The following is a 21,681-nucleotide window of genomic DNA, read 5'->3' on the forward strand; positions in this document are numbered from 1 at the left end:
CGGCCCGACGACGCGTGCGGGGGTGCCGCCGGACGACGGCGGCACCCCCGCACGTCCGACGGTCGTCGCCCGGCTCGGCGAGCCGCGTCAGCGCACGACCGGCAGGCACACGTCCGTGACCCAGTCCGCGGGGTCGGGGCTCTGCTGCGGCCCCACCCGGTAGACGTTGAACATCGGGCCCGTCTCGAGGCCGCGCTCGGCGACGAACGCGCCGAGCGACGCCATGACGTCGCCGACGCCCGCGTAGTCGCCGCGCAGCGTCGCGACCGCCGCCTCGCGTGCGGGCTCGGTGCGGCACGTCAGCGGCGCGGCCGCCTCGAACGGTGCCGCGACCTCGATCCACACCTCGACGTCCACGTCGCTCTCGCGGTGGTCGGGGTCGTGGAACGTGGCGCCGGCCGTCGCGTCGGGCGCCGGGACGGCACCGGCGCGCCCGAGCAGGGGCATGAGCTCCTGCCACAGCAGGCCCTCGTCGGAGTAGCCGGGCAGGACCCGGCGCAGGCCCGCCAGGACGGCGGGCGGGAAGGTGGTGAGCGTGACGTCGTGCATGGTGCGTCCTCCCAGTGCGGTGCTGACACGGTCCAGGGCCGTCAGCTGCGACCGCAGGTCGTCCGCGCGGCGTGCGAGCTCCGCACGCTGCGCGGCGACCGCGGCCTCGACCCCGGCGGGATCACCCGTCGACGCCAGGAGGTCCGCGATGGCCTCGACCCCGAACCCCGCGTCGCGCAGCAGCACCGCCAGGTGGGCGTCGGCGATCTGCTCGGCCCGGTACCAGCGGTGCCCCGTGAACGGGTCCACCGCGGCCGGCTCGAGCACGCCGTGCTCCTGGTAGTACCGCAGCATGCGCACGCTGATCCGGGACAGCGTCGAGAACGCGCCGATCCGCAGCATCCTGCCGTCGTGATCCATGTCGTCACCGCACACCCTCACACCGTGGCAGAGGCAAGCGGCCCCGGGCCGGGACCCGGCGGCGCGCGTCCGCGGCTCCCGCAGGAGGCGGTCCGCGCGCGCCCCGACCCCGTCCGCCGAAACGATTCGTGGATGGACGTCCTGGGCACCTCCCAGGTCCGTCACGTACCGTGCCTGGGTCGTCGCGCACCCCGCGGTGGCACCCCGCAACCCCCGGAGGACCCCTCGTGCGACGCCCCACCACCGCCCGCACAGCGCTGCGCGCCGCCGCCGCGGTGCTGGCGCTCAGCCTCACCCTCGCCGCGTGCAGCGGTGAGGCGGGCGCCGACCCGACGACCCCGGCACCCACCGACGCGGCGGCGACCCCCGCCCCCGACGCGACCGCGACCGCCGAGGACGTCGCCGCGCTCGAGGCCGTCGTCGTCGACGGCGCCGTCGGCGCCGAGCCGACCGTCACGCTGCCCAGCACGCCGTTCACGGTGTCCGCGCCGGTCGCCCGCCTGCTCGACGACGGCACCGGCGAGGAGATCGCGGCGGGCGACATGATCGACCTCGACTCGGTGTGGGTGAAGGGCACCGACGGCACCGTCGACTCCTCGACGTGGAAGAACGGCAAGCCCGAGCAGGTCGTCGTGAGCGACGACGCGCTCGTCTCCGTCATCTCCGACCTGCTGGTCGGCAACAAGGTCGGCACGCGCTTCGCGTTCGCCGTGCCCGCGGGCGACACGACCGCGGTCGCGGTCGGCGAGGTCGTCGGCAAGCGCCCCAGCCGCGCGGTGGGCACGCCCGTCGAGCCGGCCGCGGGCCTGCCCGCCATCACGCTCGACGACACCGGCAAGCCGTCCATCGAGCCCGTCGACGGCGACGCGCCCACCGAGCTCGTGGTGCAGCCCCTCATCGAGGGCGACGGCCCCGCGGTCGAGTCCGGCCAGACCATCACCGTGCAGTACAGCGGCTGGCTGTGGGACGGCTCGCCGTTCGACTCGTCGTGGGACCGCGGCGCGCCCGCGTCGTTCGGGATCGGCGTCCAGCAGGTCATCACCGGCTGGGACGAGGGTCTCGTCGGCCAGAAGGTCGGCAGCCAGGTCCTGCTCGTCGTGCCCCCGGACAAGGCGTACGGCGACATCGAGCGCGACACGATCCCCGCGGGCTCGACGCTCGTGTTCGTCGTGGACATCCTCGCCGCGGGCTGACCCGCAGCACCCGGCACGGGGCCGGGCCGCCGCTCACCACGAGCGGACGGCCCGGCCCCGTCGTCGTGCACCCCGGTCACCGGGACCCACGTCCTGCCGCCGCACGACGGCCGGTCCTACGCTGACGGGACGACAACCTCCAGCGTGGGAGGGTCCTCATGGACCAGGCAACGACGCCCCGATCCCGCACGGTCGCGCTGCTCGGCGCGTCCGGCTCCGGCAAGACGACGCTCACCGAGGCGCTGCTGCACCGCGCCGGCGCGATCCCCCGCGCGGGCCGCGTCGAGGACGGCAGCACGGTGAGCGACCACGAGCCCGAGGAGATCGCCCGCGGCGTGTCGCTGACGCTCGGCGTGGCGCCCCTGCGCTGGCGCGCCGACGACGGCCACGAGTACGACGTGACGCTGCTCGACACCCCCGGGTCCCTCGACTTCGCGGGCGCCGTCGACGCCGCCCTGTCCGTCGCCGACCTCGCGATGGTTGTGGTCAGCGCCGTCGACGGCGTGCAGGCGGGCACCCACCTGGCGTGGCGCGCGGCCGGCGAGGCCGGTGTGCCGCGCGTCGTCGTCGTGACCAAGGAGGACAAGGCGCGCGCCGACTTCCACCGCGTGCTGGACGACCTGCGCGCGGCGTTCGGCGACGCGCGGCTCGTGCCGCTCGAGCTGCCGTTCGGCGACGAGGCCGGCTTCACGGGCGTCGCGGACGTGCTGAGCGAGGCCGGCCACGCGTACGACCCGGACGGGCGGCACCACGACGAGGCGCTGCCCGCGGACGTCGCGGACGAGGAGCACCGCCTGCACGAGGAGGTCACCGAGGAGATCGTCGCGCACGACGACGACCAGCTCGAGCGCTACCTCGCGGGCGACGAGCCGACGCCCGCCGAGCTCGGTCGCACGCTCGCGCGCGAGGTCTGCGCGGGGCGGGCCGTGCCCGTGCTGGTCGCGTCAGGCACGACGGGCGTCGGCGTGGACCGCCTCGCCGAGCTGCTGTGCGCGCTGTGCCCCGGCCCCGACGCGCGGACCCGCACGGTCCGCGCCGGCGACACCGAGGTGCCCGTCGCGCCCGACCCCGACGGCCCCGCGCTGCTGCACGCGTTCCGCACCGTCGCCGACCCGTTCGTCGGGCAGGTCACGGTGTTCCGGGTGCTGTCCGGCACGGTGCGACCCGGCGACCGGCTGGTCAACACCACGACGCGCGTCGAGGAGCGCGTGCCGGGACTGTTCCGGCTCCGCGGCAAGGAGCACGAGCCCGTCGACGTGGCGGTCGCCGGGCAGGTGGCCGCGGTCGCGAAGCTCACGGGCACCCCCGCGGGGTCGCTGCTGGCCGCCAGGGGCACGCCCGGCACGTTCGTCACCGCACCGCCGCCGCGCGCCCGGCACGCCGGGTACGCGCTCGCGCTCGACCCGGTCACGCAGTCCGACGACGACCGCCTGTCCGCCGCCCTCGCCCGGCTCGTGGCCGAGGACACGACGCTCGCGGTCGACCGGGTCGGCGGCCGCACCGTGCTGCGCGGCCTCGGCGACACGCACCTGGGCGTGGCGCTCGAACGGCTCGCGCGCGTGTTCGGCGTGCACGTGCGCACGTCCGACGTGCCGGTCGGCTACCGCGAGACGATCGCGCACGAGGCCGCCGCCGAGGGGCGCGTCAAGAAGCAGTCGGGCGGGCACGGGCAGTTCGCGGTCGTGCAGCTGCGCGTGCAGCCGCTGCCGCGCGGCGAGGGCTTCGCGTTCGTCGACTCGGTGGTGGGCGGGGCGATCCCTCGCTCGTACCTGCCGGCCGTCGAGCGTGGCGTGCGCGACGCGATGGCCGCGGGCGGCCCGCACGGGTACCCCGTGGTGGACGTGCGCGTCGAGGTCGTCGACGGCAGGGCGCACGCGGTCGACTCGTCGGACATGGCGTTCCGCACCGCGGCGGCCGCGGGGCTGCGGGACGCGCTCGCGGCGGCGGGCACGGTCGTGCTGGAGCCCGTGTGCCGCGTGCGCCTCACGGTGCCGTCCGCCGCGCAGGGCGACGTCATGAGCGACCTGTCCGCGCGGCGCGGGCGCATCATCGACACCGCGTCGCGCGACGACGGGGACGTCGTCGTCGAGGCGACCGTGCCGGAGGCCGAGCTGACACGCTACGTGCTGGACCTGCGCTCGCTCACGGGCGGACGCGGGGACGTCACGGTCGAGCCCGACCACTACGCGCCCTGCCCGGAGCACCTGACGCCGGCCTGAGACGGCCGGACGGGCCGGGTGCGGTTCCCTCCACCGCACCCGGCCCGTCCCGGCCCCGCCCGCGCCCGTCAGTCGGGCGTGGCGATCGCGTCGAGCACGCGCAGCCGCGCCGCACGCGTCCCGGGCCACACCGCCGCCAGCACGCCGACCACGATCGCGATGCCGAGCATCGCGGCCAGGCCGCCCCACGGGACGACGAGCCGGTCGAGCCCCTCCTCGGCGAAGACCCGGGGCAGCACCGAGGCCAGCCCCACGCCCACGCCGAGCCCGACGACCGTGCCGAACACGGCGGTGAGCACCGACTCGACGGTGACGACGCCCGCGAGCTGCAGCCGGCCCAGGCCGACGGCCCGCAGCAGGCCGATCTCCCGCGTCCGCTCGATCACGGACAGCGCGAGCGTGTTGACGATGCCGAGCACCGCGATGAGCAGCGAGAGCCCGAGCAGCGCGTACAGGATGACCAGGAGCTGGTCGACCTGGCTCGCCATCTGGTCGACGAACTGGTCGCGGTCCTGGACCGAGACCACCACGTACGGCGCGACCGCGCCGGTCACGGCCGAGCGCAGCTCCGCGGCGCTCACGCCCGCCGCGGCGTCGATGAACACCGTGTCGGTGAGCTGCGACGTGGCCGGGGCGAGCTCGTCGAGCACGCCCGGCGTGACGAGCACGCCCGTGCCGAGCACGCGGGTGTCGATGACCGCGCCGACCGTGAGCGTCCGCTCGGCCGTGGCGCTGCGGATCGTGACCTCGTCGCCGACCCGCCAGTCCTTGCCGAGGACCCGCTCGTTGACGACCGCGTGGGTCGCGTCGAGCGTGGCGGGGTCGCCGTCGACGACCTCGACCTTCACGGTGCCGTCGATGAGCCCCTCCGGGCTCGCGAGCACCGCGCCGACGTCCTTCGGCCCCGGGTCGACGCCGGGCTCCGGCGAGACGGCGGCCGTCGTGAACGTGACGGCGGCCGCGCGGCCCGCCTCGGACAGTCCCTGCACGTCGGCGACGGCCCCCGCGGGGATCGTGCCGGTCGCGGAGCGGAGCACCAGGTCGGCGGTCGTGCTGCTCTCGACCGTCGACACGAGCGACGCCTGCGTGGTGGCCGCGATGACGGACACCCCGCCGACCAGGGCCATGCCGATGACGAGCGCGCCCGCGGTGCTCGCGGTGCGGCGCGGGTTGCGCACGACGTTGCCCTGCGCGAGCCGCCCCACGGGCGGCAGCGCCTTGACGAACGGCACCGCGAGCACGCGCACCACGGCGCGCGACATCGACGGCGCCGCGACGAGCACGCCGATCAGCACGACCCCGGCGCCCGCACCGAGCAGCCCCTCGGCGGCACCCGACTCGGGTCGCAGCGCCGCGAACAGCACCGCGGCGGCGCCGAGCGCGACGACGACGCCGCCGACCAGGCCCCGCACGCGCAGCGAGCGCTCCGGGACGGTGACCTCGCCGCGCATGGCCTCGACCGGGGCGACGAGTGCGGCACGCCGGCCGGGGATCGCCGCGGCGACCGCGGAGACGACCGCGCCGATGCCGAGGCACACGGCGACCGTGGTCACGTCGAGCGGGATGCTGCCGACCAGGTCCATGCCCATCTGCTCGAACACGAGCCGCAGCAGCGAGACCAGGCCCAGGCCGCCGGCCACGCCGACCGCCGCACCCACCAGGCCCACGAGCACGGCCTGGCCGACGACCACCGCGAACACCTGCGCGGGCGACGCTCCGACGGCGCGCAGGAGCGCGAACTCCCGGACGCGCTGCCGCACCGACATCGTGAACGTGTTGGAGATGAGGTACCCGCCGACGAACAGCGAGATGACCGCGAAGATCATGAGGAACGACGTGACGAACCCGAGCATCTGGTCGATGTCGCCCCGCAGGTCGGCCCGCAGCGTCTCGCCCGCGACCGCCTCGGCGCCGTCCGCGTCGGCACCGAGCGTGCCGTCCGCGAGCGCCGCGTCGAGGCGCTCGACGAGCTGCTGCTCGCTCACGCCGTCCTGCGCGTACACCGAGATCGTCGGCACGAGGCCCTCGGGCGCGTAGGCGGCCTCGGCGACGGCCGGGTCGAGGAACACCAGCGTCGCGCCCGCCATGGGCCCGCCGCCGGCGATCTCGCCGACGACCTCGACGTCCCGGACCTCGCCGGACACGACGACGCGCGTGCTGTCGCCGATCGCGAGACCCGACGACTCGAGCGTCACCTGCTCGAGCGCGACCTCGCCCGCGCCGACCGGCGCGCGGCCCGCGACGACCTCGAACGTGGGGTCGTCGGGGTTCGCGGCGATGCCGAGCGACGGCGCCTGCGTGGACTGCACGGCCGTGCCGTCGGCCCCGACGAGGACGATCGGCCCGGACACGTCGGCGCCCGCGAGACGCACGCCGGCGACGTCGGCGACCGCGTCGGCCAGCCCGATCGCGACGGGCGTGCGGACCTCGCCGACCCCGACGCCGCCGGGTGCGGCACCGCTGGGCGCCTCCTGCGCGCCGCGCAGGTACGCGTCGGCGGGGGCGGTCGCGTCGACGATGCCGTGGAACGTGTCGGACATCATGGTGCGCAGCGCGAACGTGCCGGCGACGAACGAGACGCCGAGCGCGACCGCGAGGATCGAGAGCGCGAAGCGCACGGCGTGCGCACGGACCCCGCGCAGGGTCACCCGCAGCATCAGCCGGCCTTCACGGACGCGGCGGGCCGGCGGGTCAGCGCGCCGAGGCGCTCGAGGACCGTGTCGGGCGTGGGCTCGGTGAGCTCGTCGACGATCCGGCCGTCGGCGAGGAACAGCACGCGGTCGGCGTAGGACGCGGCGGTCGCGTCGTGCGTGACCATGACGATGGACTGGCCGAGCTCGTCGACCGAACGGCGCAGGAACGACAGCACCTCGTGCGCGGACGTCGAGTCGAGGTTGCCGGTGGGCTCGTCGGCGAACACGACGGCCGGGCGCGTGACGAGCGCACGTGCGCACGCGACGCGCTGCTGCTGCCCGCCGGACAGCTCGCCCGGCTTGTGGTGCAGGCGGTCCGCGAGGCCGACGGCCTGCACCACCGCGTCGAGGTGCTCGCGGTCGACGGGGCGGCGCGCGATGTCGAGCGGCAGCGTGATGTTCTCGAGCGCCGTGAGCATCGGCACGAGGTTGAACGCCTGGAAGACGAAGCCGATGCGGTCGCGGCGCAGGCGCGTGAGGTGCCGCTCGGACATCGCCGACACCTCCTCGCCGTCGACGACGACCGAGCCCGCGGTGGGGCGGTCGAGGCCGGCGAGGCAGTGCATGAGCGTGGACTTGCCCGAGCCGGAGGGGCCCATGGTCGCGGTGAGCTTGCCGCGCTCGACGTCGAGGTCGACGCCCGCGAGGGCGTGCACGGCCGTGGGGCCGGAGCCGTAGGTGCGCACGAGGCCGCGGGCGGTGGCGATGGGCGCGGTGCTGCGCGCCGAGGTGTCGGTGAGGGTCACACGAGAATCGTCCCGCCGCGGGCCCCCCGCGCGACACCGGGTAAACCCCCGGGCCTGACCCTGAACGTCCCCTGGACGTCCTCAGGGTCACCCCCGGGGACGTATGTCCTGGTCAGCGCGTCGCTATGCCGTATTCGTCGGACGACCTCGCGGGTGCGACGGGGACACCCCCCGCATCGGGGTGGGGTGAGCCAGGGGGTCGGTTCCGGGGGTGCACCGGATGTCCCGACGGCGCCCGCGACGGAAGGCTGGAGGCACGGCGCCGCCGCACGGGCGGACCGCAGAGACGGAGGTCCCGGTGTTCGCGCTGCTACGACGTGTGTGCTCGGTCGCGGGGGCGGTCGCCCTGGGGAGCGTCCTGGGGGTCGTGGCGAACCCGGCGCTCGCGTCGCACCTGGGCCTGCCCGTCGTGGAGACGCTGGTCGGCCGGGGCTGACCCCCGGCCGGGCGCGCACCGCGGCCGGGGCGGCGGGCGCACGCGCGGCGTCACCGCCGGGCTCCTACGCTGGACGCCATGGCCCGCTACCTCGACGTGCACCCGACCGACCCGCAGCCGCGCTCGATCGCGCAGGTCGTCGCGATGCTGCGCGACGACGCGGTGATCGCCTACCCGACCGACTCGATGTACGCGCTCGGCACGCGCATGGACAACCACGACGGCGCCGAGCGCATCCGCCGCATCCGGCACCTCGACGATCGGCACCACTTCACGCTCGTGTGCTCCGACTTCGCGCAGCTCGGGCAGCTCGTGCACCTCGACAACAGCGCGTTCCGCGCCATCAAGGCCGCGACCCCGGGCCCGTACACGTTCATCCTGCTCGCGACGCCCGAGGTGCCGCGCCGGCTCGCGCACCCCAAGAAGCGCTCGGTGGGCGTGCGCATCCCCGACGACCCGGTCGCGTGCGCGATTCTGCGCGAGCTCGGCGAGCCCCTGCTGTCGTCCTCGCTGCTCATGCCCGGCCACGACTGGCCCATGACCGAGGGCTGGCAGATCAAGGAGGAGCTCGACGACCAGCTCGACGCGGTCGTCGACGGCGGCGAGCGCGACACCGGCCCCACCACGGTCGTCGACTGGACGTCGGGCGCGCCCGAGGTCGTGCGCGAGGGCGCGGGCGACCCGACGCGCTTCTGACGTGGCCGCCCCCGGCACGGGCTCCCCGGTCCCCACCACGCCCGACGACGTCGTGCGGGCCGCCGCGGCCGCGCCCGACCTCGAGACGCTCGCGGCCGTGTCCACGACCTGCCGCGCGTGCCCGCGGCTCGTCGCGTGGCGCGAGGACCAGGCCGCGCACCCGCCGGCGCGCTACCGCGGCCAGACGTACTGGGCGCGGCCCGCGCCCGGGTTCGGCGACCCGGCGGCGCGCGTCGTCGTGGTGGGCCTGGCCCCCGCCGCGCACGGCGCGAACCGCACCGGCCGCATGTTCACCGGCGACCGCTCCGGGGACTTCCTGTTCGCGGCGATGCACCGCGTCGGCATGGCGTCGCAGCCCACGTCGGTCGCCGTCGACGACGGCCTCACGCTCCGCGACGTGCGCGTGACGGCCCCGGTGCGCTGCGCACCGCCCGCCAACGCGCCGACGCCCGCCGAGCGCCGCACCTGCGGTCCCTGGCTCGCGCGCGAGCTCGAGCTCGTCGCGCCGCGCGTCGCGGTCGTCCTCGGCGGGTTCGGGTGGCAGGCGCTCCTCACGACCCTCGCCGAGCAGGGCTGGGCCGTCCCGCGGCCGCGCCCCGTGTTCGGGCACGGCGTCGAGGTCACGCTGCACCACGGCACGCAGGACCGCACGCTCACGCTGCTCGGGTGCTACCACGTCAGCCAGCAGAACACCTTCACCGGGCGTCTGACGCCCGCGATGCTCGACGCCGTGCTCGCCCGAGCGCGTGACGTCGCGGCCGCTCAGCCCAGCAGCACGACCAGCACGCCGTAGCCGTTGGCGAGGACGTGCAGCGCGACCAGCAGCCACGGGTTGCGGTACCGGGACCACAGGTAGCCGGCGACGAGCCCGAACCCGAGCCCCTGCACGACGAGCGCGGCGCCGACCTCGACGACCGGCCCCTGGCCCTGGCGCGTGCCCACGTGGAGCAGCGCGAACGCGAGCGTCGCGACCGCGATGCCGCCCCACCGGCCCAGCAGCGCCTCGAGGCGCGTCTGCAGCCACACGCGGTACAGCAGCTCCTCGCCGACGCCCGCCGTGACGGCGGTGGCGACCGCGGCCGTCACCAGCAGCTCGACCGGCACGTCGTCGTAGCGCGGGTGCGCGACCCACGGCGCGGCCTGCGCGAGCGCCGTCCACCCCAGCACGACGACGGCCGGTGCCCACCACCGCCACGCGCCGCGCGGCCACGCGCGCTCGAGGCCGCCGCGCGTGACCGCCACCACGAGCGCGGGCACCGCGACGACCAGCGCGAGCTTGACCAGGTGGTACTCCGGCCGGTCCCCCACCCCCGTGAGCGCGACCGCCACCGGGAACGCGACCGTGCACGCGAGCAGGCCCGCCGTCCCGAGCAGCACGCGCCGCGCGTCGCGCACGACGGGCGAGAGCACGGGGGCGCGGGGCGGCAGCAGACGCACGAGCGCGACCGCGACGAGCGCGGGCAGCAGCACGTGCGCGTACGGGACCGTCGGGGCACCGGCGTCGGCCGACGCCCGCAGCCCCTGCGGCGCGAGCACGAGCAGCGCACCGAGCGCACCGACCGCGAGCGCGGCCCCCGCCGCGGCGAGGGCCGCACCGGTGCGCGGGAGCAGGGGCCGGGCCGCCGCCGGACCGGCGCCGGGCGTCCGGTCGGCGGGGACGGCGTGGACGGGGGAAGCCGGTCGGACGTCGCGCACGCCGCGACCGTAGGGGGCCGGTGGCAGCAGCGCCTCGTGCGAACCGACGGTCCTCGCGCCGGCGTCTCCTCCGGACGGACGAGCCGCGCACCGGCACCTCCCCCGGCCCCACCGCGCGGGCGGGTCAGGCGGTGGCGCGCGCGAGGGCGTCGGCGACGGGGGTGTCGCCGCCGACGAGCTCCCACTGGTGGCCGGTCGTCGCGTCGTCGACCAGCACGGCCGCGACCACCGCCGCGACGTCGGCGCGCGGCACCTCGCCGCGCGCGGTGCGGTCCGCGATGGTCACGCGCCCGGTGCCCGGGTCGTCGGTCAGCGCACCGGGCCGCAGGATCGTCCATGCGAGGTCCGTACCACGCAGCGCCGCGTCGGCGTCGCGCTTGGCGGCCACGTACGCGGCCCACACCTCGCCCGCGTCGTCGCCCACGGGCTCGTCGACGCCCATCGCGGACACCTGCACGAAGCGCCGCACGCCCGCGCGGCGCGCGCCCTCCTGGGACTTCAGCGAGCCCTCCAGGTCGACCGTGCGCTTGCGCTCGACCTGCCCGTCGGCACCCGCACCGGCCGCGAACACCACCGCGTCGGCACCGGCCATGACCTGCGCGAACGCGTCGACGTCGGACGCCTCGAGGTCGAGAAGCGCGGGCTGCGTGCCCAGCGCCGCGAGCTCGTCGGCGTGCTCCTGCCGGCGCACGAGCGGCACGACGACGTCGCCGCGCTCGACCAGCAGCGGCGCCAGCAGGCGCGCGATCTTGCCGTGCCCGCCCACCACGACGACGCGCATCAGGACCGCCCGCCCGTCACGAGGATCCGGTCGCCGGTGACGTAGCTGGACTCCTGCGACGCGAGGAAGACGTACGCGGGCGCGAGCTCGGCGGGCTGGCCCGCTCGGCCCAGCGGCGTGTCGGCGCCGAAGTCCTCGACCTTGTCGGCGTTCATCGTCGCGGGGATCAGCGGCGTCCAGATGGGCCCCGGGCACACGGCGTTGACGCGGATCCCGTCCTCGGCGAGCTGCGCCGCGAGGCCCTTCGTGAAGTTGACGATCGCGGCCTTGGTCGACGCGTAGTCGAGCAGGCCCGGGCTCGGGTCGAACGCCTGGATCGACGACGTGTTGACGATCGTCGCGCCCGCCGACAGGTGCGGCAGCGCGGCCTGCGTGATCCAGAACATCGCGTACACGTTGGTCTTGAGGACGCGGTCGAGCTGCTCGGTCGTGATGTCCGCGAGACCGCCCGTCTGGGCCATCTGGTAGGCCGCGTTGTTGACGAGCACGTCGAGCCCGCCGAGCTCGTCGACGACCCGCCCGGGCAGCGAGCGCGCGAGCTCCTCGTCACGGATGTCGCCGGGCAGCAGCAGCCCGCGGCGGCCCGCCTGCTCGATCCAGCGCAGCGTCTCGCGCGCGTCGTCCTCCTCCTCCGGGAGGTAGGAGATCGCGACGTCGGCGCCCTCGCGCGCGAACGCGATCGCGACCGCGCGGCCGATGCCGGAGTCGCCGCCCGTGATCAGCGCGCGCCGGCCCTCGAGGCGCCCGGAGCCGACGTACGACTCCTCGCCGTGGTCGGGCTCCTTCCGCATGTCGTCGGTGTGCCCGGGGTGCGGGATCTGCTCGGCGGTCTGCGTGTCGGGGTCGGGGTGCTGGGTGGTCGGGTCCTGGGGTGTCGTCTGGTCGGCCATGCTCCATCGTCGGCCGGACGCCGCGACGAGGCATCTCGGAACCGGGATCCGCCGTCCGCGCCGTCGGTCGCGGACCGCGTGGGTGGGGGCCCGTAGCCTGCCGGTGTGATCCTGCTCGACGACGGCACCCTGGCGTACTCGGCGAGCGACCTGACGGCCGCCGCGGCCTGCGAGCACGCGGTCCTGCGCGGGCTCGACGCGCGGCTCGGCCGCGGTCCGGCCGCCGAGCCCGACGCGGACGCGATGCTCGCGCGCGTGTCCCACCTGGGCGACGAGCACGAGCAGCGTGTGCTGCGCGGCCTGCTCGCCCGGTACGGCCGGTGGGAGCCGGGGCGCACCGGCGGCCTCGCGCAGGTCCCCGCGACGCGCGACCCGGGGTCCCGCGCGCACCTCGCGGCGGCGCACGCCACGACGCTCGACCGGCTCACGACCGCGGACGTCGTGCACCAGGCGGCGTTCTTCGACGGCAGGTTCGTCGGACGTGCCGACTTCGTGGTCCGGCAGGACGACGGCGCGTGGTCGGTGCGCGACGCCAAGCTCGCGCGCAACGCGCAGCCGACCGCGCTGCTGCAGGTGGCCGCGTACGCGGACCAGCTCGCGGCCGCGGGCCTGCCGGTCGCGCGCGACGTCGAGCTCGTGCTGGGCGACGGCGCCGTCACGCGGCACGCGGTCGCGGACCTCGTGCCCGTGTACCGCGAGCGCCGCGCGCGGCTGCAGCACGTGCTCGACGAGCACCTCGCCGAGGGCGGCACGGCGGCGTGGGACGACCCGCGGTACGTCGCGTGCGGGCGCTGCTCGCTGTGCGTCGCGGCGCTCGAGGCGCGGCGCGACGTCATGCTCGTGCACGGCGTGTACGAGCGGCAGTCGGCCGCGCTGCGCGCCGCGGGCGTCGACACGGTCGACGCGCTGGCCGCGACGCCCGACGACCTCGAGGTCGACGGCCTGCACCCGGACGTGCTCGCGCGCGTGCGGCTGCAGGCGCGGCTGCAGCTCGAGCAGGAGCGGACCAACGCGGACCCGGCGCACCCGACGACCGTGCCGGCCGTGCTCGACCGGCCCGAGAAGGTCGCCGCGCTGCTGCCGCCCGCCGACCCGGGCGACGTGTTCTTCGACTTCGAGGGCGACCCGCTCTGGTACGACCCGGCGCTCGCGGGCGATCCCGACGCGTGGGGCCTGGAGTACCTGTTCGGGCTCGTCGAGGCGCCGTCCGCGCCCGGGGCCGACGCGCCGTTCGTCGCGTTCTGGGCGCACGACCGCGCGGCCGAGCGGGTCGCGCTGCGCGCGTTCCTCGACTACCTGGCCGAGCGCCGCGCGCGGCACCCCGGGCTGCACGTCTACCACTACGCGCCGTACGAGAAGACCGCGCTGCGGCGGCTCGCGGCCCGGCACGGCGAGGGCGAGGCGGAGGTCGACGCGCTGCTGCGCGAGGGCGTGCTCGTCGACCTGTACGCGGCGGTGAAGGCGGGGGTCCGTACGGGGCAGCGCTCGTACTCGCTGAAGAAGCTCGAGCCGCTGTACATGGCCACGGGCCGCGGCGACGGCGTGACGACGGCCGCCGACTCGATCGTCGAGTACGCCGAGGCCGTCGCGGCGCGCGACGCGGGCCGCCTCGACGAGTGGTCCGAGCGCGTGCGGGCCATCGAGGTCTACAACCACTACGACTGCGACTCGACGCTCGGCCTGCGCGACTGGCTGCTCGCGCGCCTGGCCGAGGCGGGCGTCGCGCCGTCGCGTGCGGTCGTGCTCGACGAGCAGGCCGCCGCGCGCGCCGCCGAGCTCGCGGCCCCCGACCCGCTCGAGGACGCGCTCCTCGACCTCGCGGGGCCCGGCCCGGGCGAGGGCGTCGTGCGCACGCCCGCGCGGCAGGCCGTCGCGCTCGTCGGCGCCGCGCTGCGCTACCACCAGCGCGAGGACAAGCCGTACTGGTGGGGCCACTTCGACCGGCTGGGCGCGCACCCGAGCGACTGGACCGAGCGTCGCAACGTGCTGCTCGTGGACCGTCCGGGCGCGGTCGAGGTCGTGCAGGACTGGCACCTGCCCGCGGGCAAGAAGGTCGAGCGGCGCGTGCTGCGGATGGTCGGGCGGCTCGAGCCGGGCAGCGACCTGCGGGCCGGCGCGTCGGCCGTCGGGCTGTACGACCCGCCGTTGCCCGACGGGCTCAAGACGTCGGTCGACGGGCCGCGCGGCTGGTGCGACCGCATGACCGTGCTCGACGTCGCCGCCGAGGGCGCGGGCGGCCGCGTGAAGGACGTGCTGCTGGTCGAGGAGACGCGCGCCCGCGGGACCGCGCCGTTCACCGAGGTGCCGATGGCGCTCGCGCCGTCCGGGCCGATCGGCACGGCGCCGCTGCGGGCCGCGATCCGCACGCTCGCCGAGCGCGTGCTCGCGACCGCCGGCGCCGGACCTCCGACGGTCCCCGCGGCGGACGACGCCGGTGCCGGTGCGACGACCGCCGGGGATCCGCACGACCCCGCGCTCCCCCGGGCGGCGGTCCTCGACCTCGCCGCGCGTCGCCCGCCGCGCACGCGCTCCGGCGCACCGCTGCCGGTCGCGGCCGACGGCGACCTGGTCGCGACCCTGACGCGCGCGGTGCTCGACCTCGACGACTCGTACCTCGCGGTGCAGGGCCCGCCCGGGACGGGCAAGACGTACACGGGTGCGCGCGTGATCGCGGCGCTCGTCGCGCAGGGGTGGCGCGTGGGGGTCGTCGCGCAGTCGCACGCCGTGGTCGAGAACCTGCTGCGCGGGGTCGCCGGTGCGGGCGTGCCGCGCGACGCGATCGCGAAGAAGGCGCCGGGTGCCTCGGACGGCCGCGCGGTCGACCCCGACGCGCCGTGGACGTGGGTGCCCGACGCGGGGTTCGGCACGTTCTGGGCCGCGCACCCGGGCGGCGCCTCGGGCGCGGGCGCGGTGCTGGGCGGCACGGCGTGGGACCTCGTCAACGCGACGCGGCTGCCCGGCGGTCCGCTCGACCTGCTGGTGGTCGACGAGGCCGGGCAGTTCTCGCTCGCGAACACGTTCGCGGTCGCGGGCGCCGCGCGGAACCTGCTGCTGCTGGGCGACCCGCAGCAGCTCCCGCAGGTCAGCCAGGGCACGCACCCCGAGCCCGTGGACCGCAGCGCGCTGGGCTGGCTGACCGACGGCCACGACACGCTGCCCGCGTCCCTCGGCTACTTCCTGCCCGTGACGTACCGCCTGCACCCGGCCCTGTGCGAGGCCGTGTCGACGCTGTCCTACGAGGGTCGCCTGCACGCCGCGCCCGCCGCGGCCGCGCGCTCGCTCGACGGCGTCGCACCCGGTGTGCACGGCGTGCTCGTCGACCACACCGGCAACGCGGTCGCGTCCCGGGAGGAGGCCGACGCCGTGGTCCGGCTGGTCGCCGACCTCGTCGGACGCACGTGGCGCGACCCGCGCGCCGCGACCCCCGAGCGCCCGCTCGCGCCGGAGGACGTGCTGGTCGTCGCGGCGTACAACGCGCAGGTGTGGACCGTGCGACGCGCGCTCGACGACGCCGGGTTCACCGGCACGCGGGTCGGCACGGTCGACCGGTTCCAGGGCCAGGAGGCACCCGTCGCGGTCGTGACGACCGCCGCGTCGTCGCCCGCGCAGGTGCCGCGCGGACTCGACTTCCTGCTCGACCGCAACCGGCTCAACGTCGCCGTGTCCCGCGGGCAGTGGGCCGCGTTCGTGGTGCGGTCCACGCACCTCACCGAGACGCTGCCGCGACGGCCCGAGTCGCTCGAGCGGCTGGGCGCGTTCGTCGGGCTGACGACGCGGTCGGTGGTGGCGCTGCCGGAGCCGGTCGGTGCCCGCGACTGACGGCGGGACGGGCCGTCGGCGCCGCACCGGTCACCCGGTGAGCCTGCCCCGCCGCACCGCCTCTCGCCGGTCCGTTCCCCGACACCTGGACGTGGCCGCACCAGATCGCTGCACGTCACGTCCGCCTCCCTGCCTGGCCGTCCTCGTGGTGAACGGAGCCTGAACCATGCGTCGCATCGTGCATCTCCACCGCTCACAGGTCTGGGCGATGCGCGGAGGAGCCGCACTGGCCGCCCTGTGCGTCGTGCTCTCCTTGGCGCCGACATACGTTGCAGCGCACCAGGCCGGAGACCCGCGCCTGGCGTGCCTCGACGTGCACATCGCGCTCGGGGAGGAGGTCCCGTCGGACGACCTGCCGACGGCTGCACGGTTCGACTGGTCGCGGGGAACCCTCGAGTGCTCGTGGGACTTCTCCTCCGGCCCGTTCACCACCGAGCACACCCTCGGCGACGGCACACTGCACGTCGTCTCCCAGATCGGGATCGGGCTCGGCACCGGCATCGCCGTGACCGGCCTCGCCCTCCCCCTCCTGATCGACACGCGATCAGGGAGGGAGCGCAAGACCTCGGCCGAGTGAGGCATCGGCCGACTGAGAGCGAGGCGTCGTCCGCTAAGCAGCGCGGTCGTCGTGCCGGCGTGCGCGCGTCGCTCCCCGCGCGGGGCGCGCGCCGGCCACGTAGCGTCGAGACGGCCCGCACCCCCCACCCGGAGGTCGCCCGTGCCCGACCGTCAGCCCGACTCCTCGCCCCGTCCCGAGACCGCGACCGACCCCGACCGCGGGACCGCACCTGCACCCGCGCCCGGCGGCGAGGACTCCGCCGCGCAGCCGCTCGTTCTCGTGCTGCACGGCGCGCGCGGCGACCTGTCGCGTCGCATGGTGCTGCCCGCCGTCGCGACCCTCGCGGCCCGCGGCCTGCTCCCCGACCGCTGGGCGCTGGTCGGCACCGGCCGCCGCCCGCTCGACGCGGGCGAGTTCGAGCAGGTGGTCCGTGACGCGCTCGACGAGTTCGGCGACGACGAGGGCCGTGGCGCGCTCGACGACGTCCTCTCGCACACGGCGTACTGCCGGGACGTCAGCCTGGACGACGACGACCCGGGCGAGCTGCCCGACGAGCTCGCGCGCCTGCGCCGCGAGCTCACGGGCGACGACGACGGCGACGTCACGGTCGTCCACTACCTCGCGGTGCCGCCCGAGTCGTTCGTGCCGCTCACGCAGGCCCTCGCGCGCCACGACCTCACCGACGGCGTGCGCGTGGTCTACGAGAAGCCGTACGGCACGTCGCGCGACGACTTCCACGAGCTCGACGCCGTGGTGCACGAGGCGCTCGACGAGGAGCAGGTGTTCCGCATCGACCACTTCCTCGGCAAGGAGGCGACGCAGAACCTGCACGTGCTGCGGTTCGCGAACGAGCTGTTCGGGGGCGTGTGGGGGCGCGAGCACGTCGCGCAGGTGCAGATCGACGTGCCCGAGACGCTCGACGTCGCCGACCGCGCCGAGTTCTACGACGCGACGGGCGCGGCGCTCGACATGCTCGTGACGCACCTGTTCCAGGTCGCGGCCCAGGTCGCGATGGAGCCGCCCGCGGGCATGTCCGCCGCCGAGCTCGTCACGGCGCGCGAGGCGGTCGTCAGCGCGTTCCGGCCGCTCGACCCGCACGAGGACGTCGTGCTGGGGCAGTTCGCGGGGTACCGCGACCTCGAGGGCGTCGCCGACGACTCCGACGTCGACACGTTCGTCGCCGCGCGCCTGTGGGTCGACACGGACCGCTGGCACGGCGTGCCGTTCCTGCTGCGCACCGGCAAGCGCCTGGCCGCGTCGGCGCAGCAGGTCACGCTCGTGCTGCGCTCGCCCGGGCGGCTGTTCGGGGAGAAGACGGGGCCCAACCGCGTCGAGATCTCGCTGTCCGGCGCGGGCGAGGTGCGCGTCGTCACGACCGTGAAGCGCCCCGGCCCGGCGCTCGACCTCACGACGGGCACGGCGCGGCTGTCGCTCGACCACGTGCCGGGCGACGCGCTGCCGCCCTACGCGAGCCTGCTGCACGACGTCCTCGTCGGCGACCGCACGCTGTTCACCACGCCCGAGGGGCTCGACGCGGCGTGGCGCGCGTTCGCGCCGCTGCAGGACGACCCGCCGCCCGTCGTACCGTACGAGCCGGGGACCTGGGGCCCCGCCGACGCGCGCCGCCTCGTGGGGCCGACCGGCTGGGTGCTGGGCGAGTGACACCGACCGATCAGAGCCGGGAGGCCACCATGGGCGTCGAGGACGAGTTCGAGCGCGTGCGGACCGCGCTGCGCGCGGAGGAGCAGGCGATGGCGCAGGAGTTCGAGCGCATCGACGCGCAGGCGCGCGCCACGGTCGACGCGAGCGTCGAGCACGTGCGCAGCGAGCTCGCGACGCAGGCGGACCGCATCCGCGAGGCCATCGCGCAGCAGCGGGCCGAGCTCGAGGCCCAGGGCTCGCGCCTCGGCGACGAGGTCGCGGCAGGCCCGGGTGCGCCCACGGCCGAGCCGGCGGCCGACGAGGACGCCGCACCGGCCCGCGCCGAGGACGCCGACGACGCCGAGGACGTGGTGGTCGTTGAGCAGGACGACGCGCAGGTCGAGCACGTCTCCCCCGCGGGCGACGACGCCGGGCCGGCCGTCGGGGACGTCGAGCGCGGCGACTGAGCCCTCGTGCGCGCGCGACCCGCGCGGCGCGTCAGCGCGGGTCGCGCACCACGACGGCGTGCGACAGCTTGTCGGTGAACGTCTGCCGGCGCTCGTCCCACAGCGGCCACAGGTAGCCGAGGTAGAGCGGCAGGGCGTTGACCACCTGCCCGACGTCACGGACGAAGGCCCACCACGCGCCGACGGGCTGCTCCGTGTCCTCGTGCACCAGGCGGACCCCGACGATGCGCTTGCCCCACGACTGCCCCGTGCGGCCCTGCGCGACGACGCGGGACGCGAACCACAGCACCACCGAGAGCCCGATCCCCGCGAGCGCGACGGTGACGCCCGTCGACGTCGGGACGAACGCGAGCCGCCCGAGGTCGTCCACGCCGAGGGTCGCGGTGGTCCGCGCGTAGAAGCGTCCGACGAGCTGCGGCGTCCCCACGATCATCCCGTCGAGGACCGTCGCGAGCACGCGCCAGCCCCAGTGGGCGTAGGCGGGCGGCGGCGCCCACGTCCCCCACCCCGCGGGCAGCGCAGCACCGGCCACGGGCGGGCGGAGGAACCCCGTCGGCGCGGGGGCGCCGAGGCCCGGCGCACCGGCGAGACCGCCCGGACCGGCCGCAGGCGCGACGGCCGGCGGCGCGGCGGTCCACGCACCGCCGCCGGGCGCCGGTCCCGGACCGGCGAACCGGGGGTCGCCACCGCCCACGCCAGGGGTCCGGCCGTCTCCCGTGACGGGGCCGGGGACGTGCGGGGCCCAGGCCGGGGAGCCGAACCGCACCGACCCGCCCGGCGTGCCCCAGCCGGGGTCGAGGGACCCCTGCTCCCGGCGGCTCGGCTCGAGCCCGGCCGGCAGCTCGCCGGGCGACCACGCCGTGGCGCCCGCCGGCGCGCCCGCGAGCCCGCCGGTCGGCGCGACGGGGGCCACGACCGGCGCGGCCGGCGCCGCAGGAGGCACCGGGCGCGTGTGCTCCGTCCACGCCGCACCGTCGAACCAGCGCTCGACGCCCGACGTCACGCCGTCGTCGTACCACCCCGCCGCGGGGCCCCCTGTGGTCGTCGTCACGTCAGACTGCATCGGCACGTGCGCCGCGCGACGTGAGGACCCGACGTGCCGGACGTCCCGCCCCACACCACCCGAAGCCGCGCCGGGACGGACGGGCCGGGGCACACTGGACGGCAGGCGTCGGTCCCCACCGACGCCACGGCACGCGAAGGAGCGACCCATGGGTCTGGACGACCTGGTGAACAAGGCGAAGGGTGCGCTGGCCGGGCGCGAGGAGCAGGCCAAGGACGCGCTCGACAAGGCCGCCGAGGCGGTCAAGGCCCGCACCGACGACGGCACGGACCGCAAGGTCGACGAGGTGGTCGACAAGGCCAAGCGGTACCTCGACGAGCAGAAGCGCGGCTGACGCCGCGGCCCGCGTGCGGGCGGGTCAGTCCAGCGACGCGCCCGCACGCTCGGGCAGCGCGAGGGCGCCGAGCGCGGCGACGACGAACACCGCCGCGAACACCGCGAACAGCAGCCCGGTGCCACCGGCCGCGCGCAGGTGCGGCACGAGCAGCGGCGCGAGGATCGACGCCGTGCGGCCGATCCCGGCGGCCCACCCGGCCCCGGTGGTGCGCACGCGCGTGGGGTACAGCTCGGGTGTCACGGCGTACAGGGCGCCCCACGCACCGAGGTTGAAGAACGACAGCAGCAGGCCCGCGCCGATGATCTGCGCGTCGCCCGCCGCGAGCGCGAACAGCCCTGCGGCGAGCGCCGACCCGGCGAGGAACGTCGCGAGCGTGCTGCGCCGGCCCCACCGCTCGACCAGCACGGCCGCGACCGCGTACCCGGGCAGCTGACCGAGCGTGATGATCAGCGTGTACTCGAACGACCGCACGAGCGTGTGCCCGTCGGCGGCGAGCAGCGACGGCAGCCAGATGAACGCGCCGTAGTAGGAGAAGTTCACGGCGAACCACACGACCCACAGCGCGATCGTGCGGCGCCGCAGGCCGGGTGCGAACAGCGCGCCGAGGCGGGTGCGCCCGGCGGTCGCGGGGGCGTCGGCGGCGGGGGTCCCGGGCGCGGGGACGTCGGCGGCGACGACGTCGGCCGCGGGAAGGGCGGCGGGGACGTCGGCAGCGGCGGGTGCCGACGCCGCCTCGTCGCGCACCTGCGCGCCCGTGCGACCGTCGTGCCCGACGGCGCGCGAGCCCTCGAAGTCGGCGACGACCCGCTCGGCCTCGGCGTGGCGGCCGCGCGACTGCAGGAACCGCACCGACTCCGGCAGGCCGCGTCGCACCACGACCGCGTACAGCGCGGGCAGCGCACCCAGCGCGAGCGCCCACCGCCAGCCGTCGTCGCCCGACGGCACCACGAGGTACCCGACGAGCGCGGCGAGGATCCAGCCGACCGCCCAGAACGACTCGAGCACGACGACCGCGCGCCCGCGGATCCGCGGCGGCGCGAACTCGCTGACCAGCGTCGACGCGACCGGCAGCTCGGCCCCCAGACCCAGCCCGACCACGAACCGCAGCGCCATGAGCACCGCGACCCCGCCCGCGAGCGCCGACGCCCCCGTCGCGAGGCCGTACACCAGCAGCGTGAGCGCGAAGACCTGACGACGGCCGATCCGGTCGGCCAGCAGCCCGCCGAGCGCCGCGCCCACCGCCATGCCCGCGAACCCGGCGGACGCGACCCACCCGAGCCGCCCGTCGGTCGTGCCCCACACCACGCCGAGCTGCGCGATGACGAACGAGATGAGGCCGACGTCCATCGCGTCGAACGTCCACCCGACGCCCGAGCCGAGCAGCAGGCGCGTGTGCCGGCGCGTGACGGGCAGGCCGTCGAGGCGCTCGGTGAGCGTGGGCGTCGCCGCCGCGCGCGGAGCGGGGTCGGTCACGGGGCCTCCCGGGTCGGGTGCCGCGCGGGGTCGCGCGGCGGCGGGTGCGACCGGTCGGCCGCAC

At 76.5% G+C, this 21,681-nt stretch carries 18 protein-coding genes; 10 read left to right on the forward strand and 8 right to left on the reverse strand.

What is annotated here, in order from left to right:
* Positions 1–87: 87 nt before the first annotated feature.
* A complete protein-coding gene (locus E4A51_RS08470) occupies positions 88–909 on the reverse strand; it encodes a GyrI-like domain-containing protein (protein ID WP_206119994.1) in 822 nt (273 codons plus the stop codon).
* 227 nt (positions 910–1,136) lie between these two features.
* Here E4A51_RS08470 and E4A51_RS08475 point away from each other — a divergent pair, with 227 nt between their 5' ends.
* Together E4A51_RS08475 and E4A51_RS08480 are read left to right on the forward strand one after the other, a co-directional pair.
* On the forward strand, positions 1,137–2,102 hold the full coding sequence (locus tag E4A51_RS08475; RefSeq protein WP_167748859.1) for an FKBP-type peptidyl-prolyl cis-trans isomerase: 966 nt from the start codon (positions 1,137–1,139) through the stop codon (positions 2,100–2,102).
* A gap of 158 nt (positions 2,103–2,260) precedes the next feature.
* Positions 2,261–4,321, forward strand: a complete 2,061-nt coding sequence (locus E4A51_RS08480) for an elongation factor G (RefSeq protein WP_134851443.1) — start codon at positions 2,261–2,263, stop codon at positions 4,319–4,321.
* A gap of 68 nt (positions 4,322–4,389) precedes the next feature.
* Here the strand turns inward: E4A51_RS08480 and E4A51_RS08485 are convergent, their stop codons facing one another.
* Together E4A51_RS08485 and E4A51_RS08490 are read right to left on the reverse strand one after the other, a co-directional pair.
* Positions 4,390–6,978, reverse strand: coding sequence for an ABC transporter permease (locus E4A51_RS08485; RefSeq protein WP_134851444.1), 2,589 nt, complete (start codon positions 6,976–6,978; stop codon positions 4,390–4,392).
* Complete coding sequence (locus tag E4A51_RS08490; RefSeq protein ID WP_134851445.1) at positions 6,978–7,760, reverse strand: ABC transporter ATP-binding protein; 783 nt, start codon at positions 7,758–7,760, stop codon at positions 6,978–6,980. The genes E4A51_RS08485 and E4A51_RS08490 overlap by 1 nt, the downstream gene beginning before the upstream one ends.
* A gap of 298 nt (positions 7,761–8,058) precedes the next feature.
* Here E4A51_RS08490 and E4A51_RS08495 point away from each other — a divergent pair, with 298 nt between their 5' ends.
* From E4A51_RS08495 to E4A51_RS08505, 3 genes are all read left to right on the forward strand, one after another.
* Positions 8,059–8,196 carry a DUF4179 domain-containing protein gene (locus E4A51_RS08495; protein ID WP_134851446.1) on the forward strand — a complete coding sequence of 46 codons (138 nt, stop codon included), beginning with the start codon at positions 8,059–8,061 and terminating at the stop codon, positions 8,194–8,196.
* A gap of 78 nt (positions 8,197–8,274) precedes the next feature.
* Positions 8,275–8,892, forward strand: a complete 618-nt coding sequence (locus E4A51_RS08500) for an L-threonylcarbamoyladenylate synthase (RefSeq protein WP_087508809.1) — start codon at positions 8,275–8,277, stop codon at positions 8,890–8,892.
* A 1-nt stretch (position 8,893) separates the two neighbouring features.
* On the forward strand, positions 8,894–9,685 hold the full coding sequence (locus tag E4A51_RS08505) for a uracil-DNA glycosylase (RefSeq protein ID WP_134851447.1): 792 nt from the start codon (positions 8,894–8,896) through the stop codon (positions 9,683–9,685).
* Here E4A51_RS08505 and E4A51_RS08510 read toward each other — a convergent pair.
* From E4A51_RS08510 to E4A51_RS08520, 3 genes are all read right to left on the reverse strand, one after another.
* On the reverse strand, positions 9,655–10,587 hold the full coding sequence (locus E4A51_RS08510; RefSeq protein WP_167748860.1) for a CPBP family intramembrane glutamic endopeptidase: 933 nt from the start codon (positions 10,585–10,587) through the stop codon (positions 9,655–9,657). The two genes, E4A51_RS08505 and E4A51_RS08510, sit on opposite strands and share 31 nt — an antisense overlap.
* A 124-nt stretch (positions 10,588–10,711) precedes the next feature.
* On the reverse strand, positions 10,712–11,368 hold the full coding sequence (locus E4A51_RS08515) for an NAD(P)H-binding protein (protein ID WP_046529445.1): 657 nt from the start codon (positions 11,366–11,368) through the stop codon (positions 10,712–10,714).
* Complete coding sequence (locus E4A51_RS08520) at positions 11,368–12,258, reverse strand: SDR family oxidoreductase (protein ID WP_046529446.1); 891 nt, start codon at positions 12,256–12,258, stop codon at positions 11,368–11,370. Before E4A51_RS08520 ends, E4A51_RS08515 begins: the two co-directional genes overlap by 1 nt.
* Positions 12,259–12,363: 105 nt before the next feature.
* Between E4A51_RS08520 and E4A51_RS08525 the strand changes: the two genes are divergently transcribed.
* From E4A51_RS08525 to E4A51_RS18285, 4 genes are all read left to right on the forward strand, one after another.
* Positions 12,364–16,077 (forward strand): TM0106 family RecB-like putative nuclease, encoded by a 3,714-nt coding sequence (locus E4A51_RS08525; protein WP_134851449.1) that lies wholly within the window; start codon positions 12,364–12,366, stop codon positions 16,075–16,077.
* Positions 16,078–16,243: 166 nt separating this feature from the next.
* Positions 16,244–16,654, forward strand: a complete 411-nt coding sequence (locus tag E4A51_RS08530) for a hypothetical protein (protein WP_134851450.1) — start codon at positions 16,244–16,246, stop codon at positions 16,652–16,654.
* Between the two features lie 141 nt (positions 16,655–16,795).
* A complete protein-coding gene (locus tag E4A51_RS08535) occupies positions 16,796–18,298 on the forward strand; it encodes a glucose-6-phosphate dehydrogenase (protein ID WP_240696424.1) in 1,503 nt (500 codons plus the stop codon).
* 29 nt (positions 18,299–18,327) lie between these two features.
* A complete protein-coding gene (locus E4A51_RS18285) occupies positions 18,328–18,744 on the forward strand; it encodes a hypothetical protein (RefSeq protein WP_167748861.1) in 417 nt (138 codons plus the stop codon).
* A 31-nt stretch (positions 18,745–18,775) separates the two neighbouring features.
* Here the strand turns inward: E4A51_RS18285 and E4A51_RS08545 are convergent, their stop codons facing one another.
* The gene (locus E4A51_RS08545) at positions 18,776–19,795 is read right to left on the reverse strand and encodes an RDD family protein (protein WP_167748862.1); all 1,020 of its coding nucleotides are present in this window, start codon (positions 19,793–19,795) and stop codon (positions 18,776–18,778) included.
* A 160-nt stretch (positions 19,796–19,955) separates the two neighbouring features.
* On the opposite strand from E4A51_RS08545, the gene E4A51_RS08550 reads away from it, so the two are divergent.
* Positions 19,956–20,141, forward strand: coding sequence for an antitoxin (locus E4A51_RS08550; RefSeq protein WP_046529457.1), 186 nt, complete (start codon positions 19,956–19,958; stop codon positions 20,139–20,141).
* Positions 20,142–20,165: 24 nt separating this feature from the next.
* Here E4A51_RS08550 and E4A51_RS08555 read toward each other — a convergent pair whose 3' ends face one another.
* Positions 20,166–21,617 (reverse strand): MFS transporter, encoded by a 1,452-nt coding sequence (locus E4A51_RS08555; protein WP_206119998.1) that lies wholly within the window; start codon positions 21,615–21,617, stop codon positions 20,166–20,168.
* Positions 21,618–21,681 lie beyond the last annotated feature (64 nt).

The sequence above is a fragment of the Cellulomonas sp. HD19AZ1 genome, assembly GCF_004535805.1.
Taxonomy (GTDB): domain Bacteria; phylum Actinomycetota; class Actinomycetes; order Actinomycetales; family Cellulomonadaceae; genus Cellulomonas; species Cellulomonas iranensis.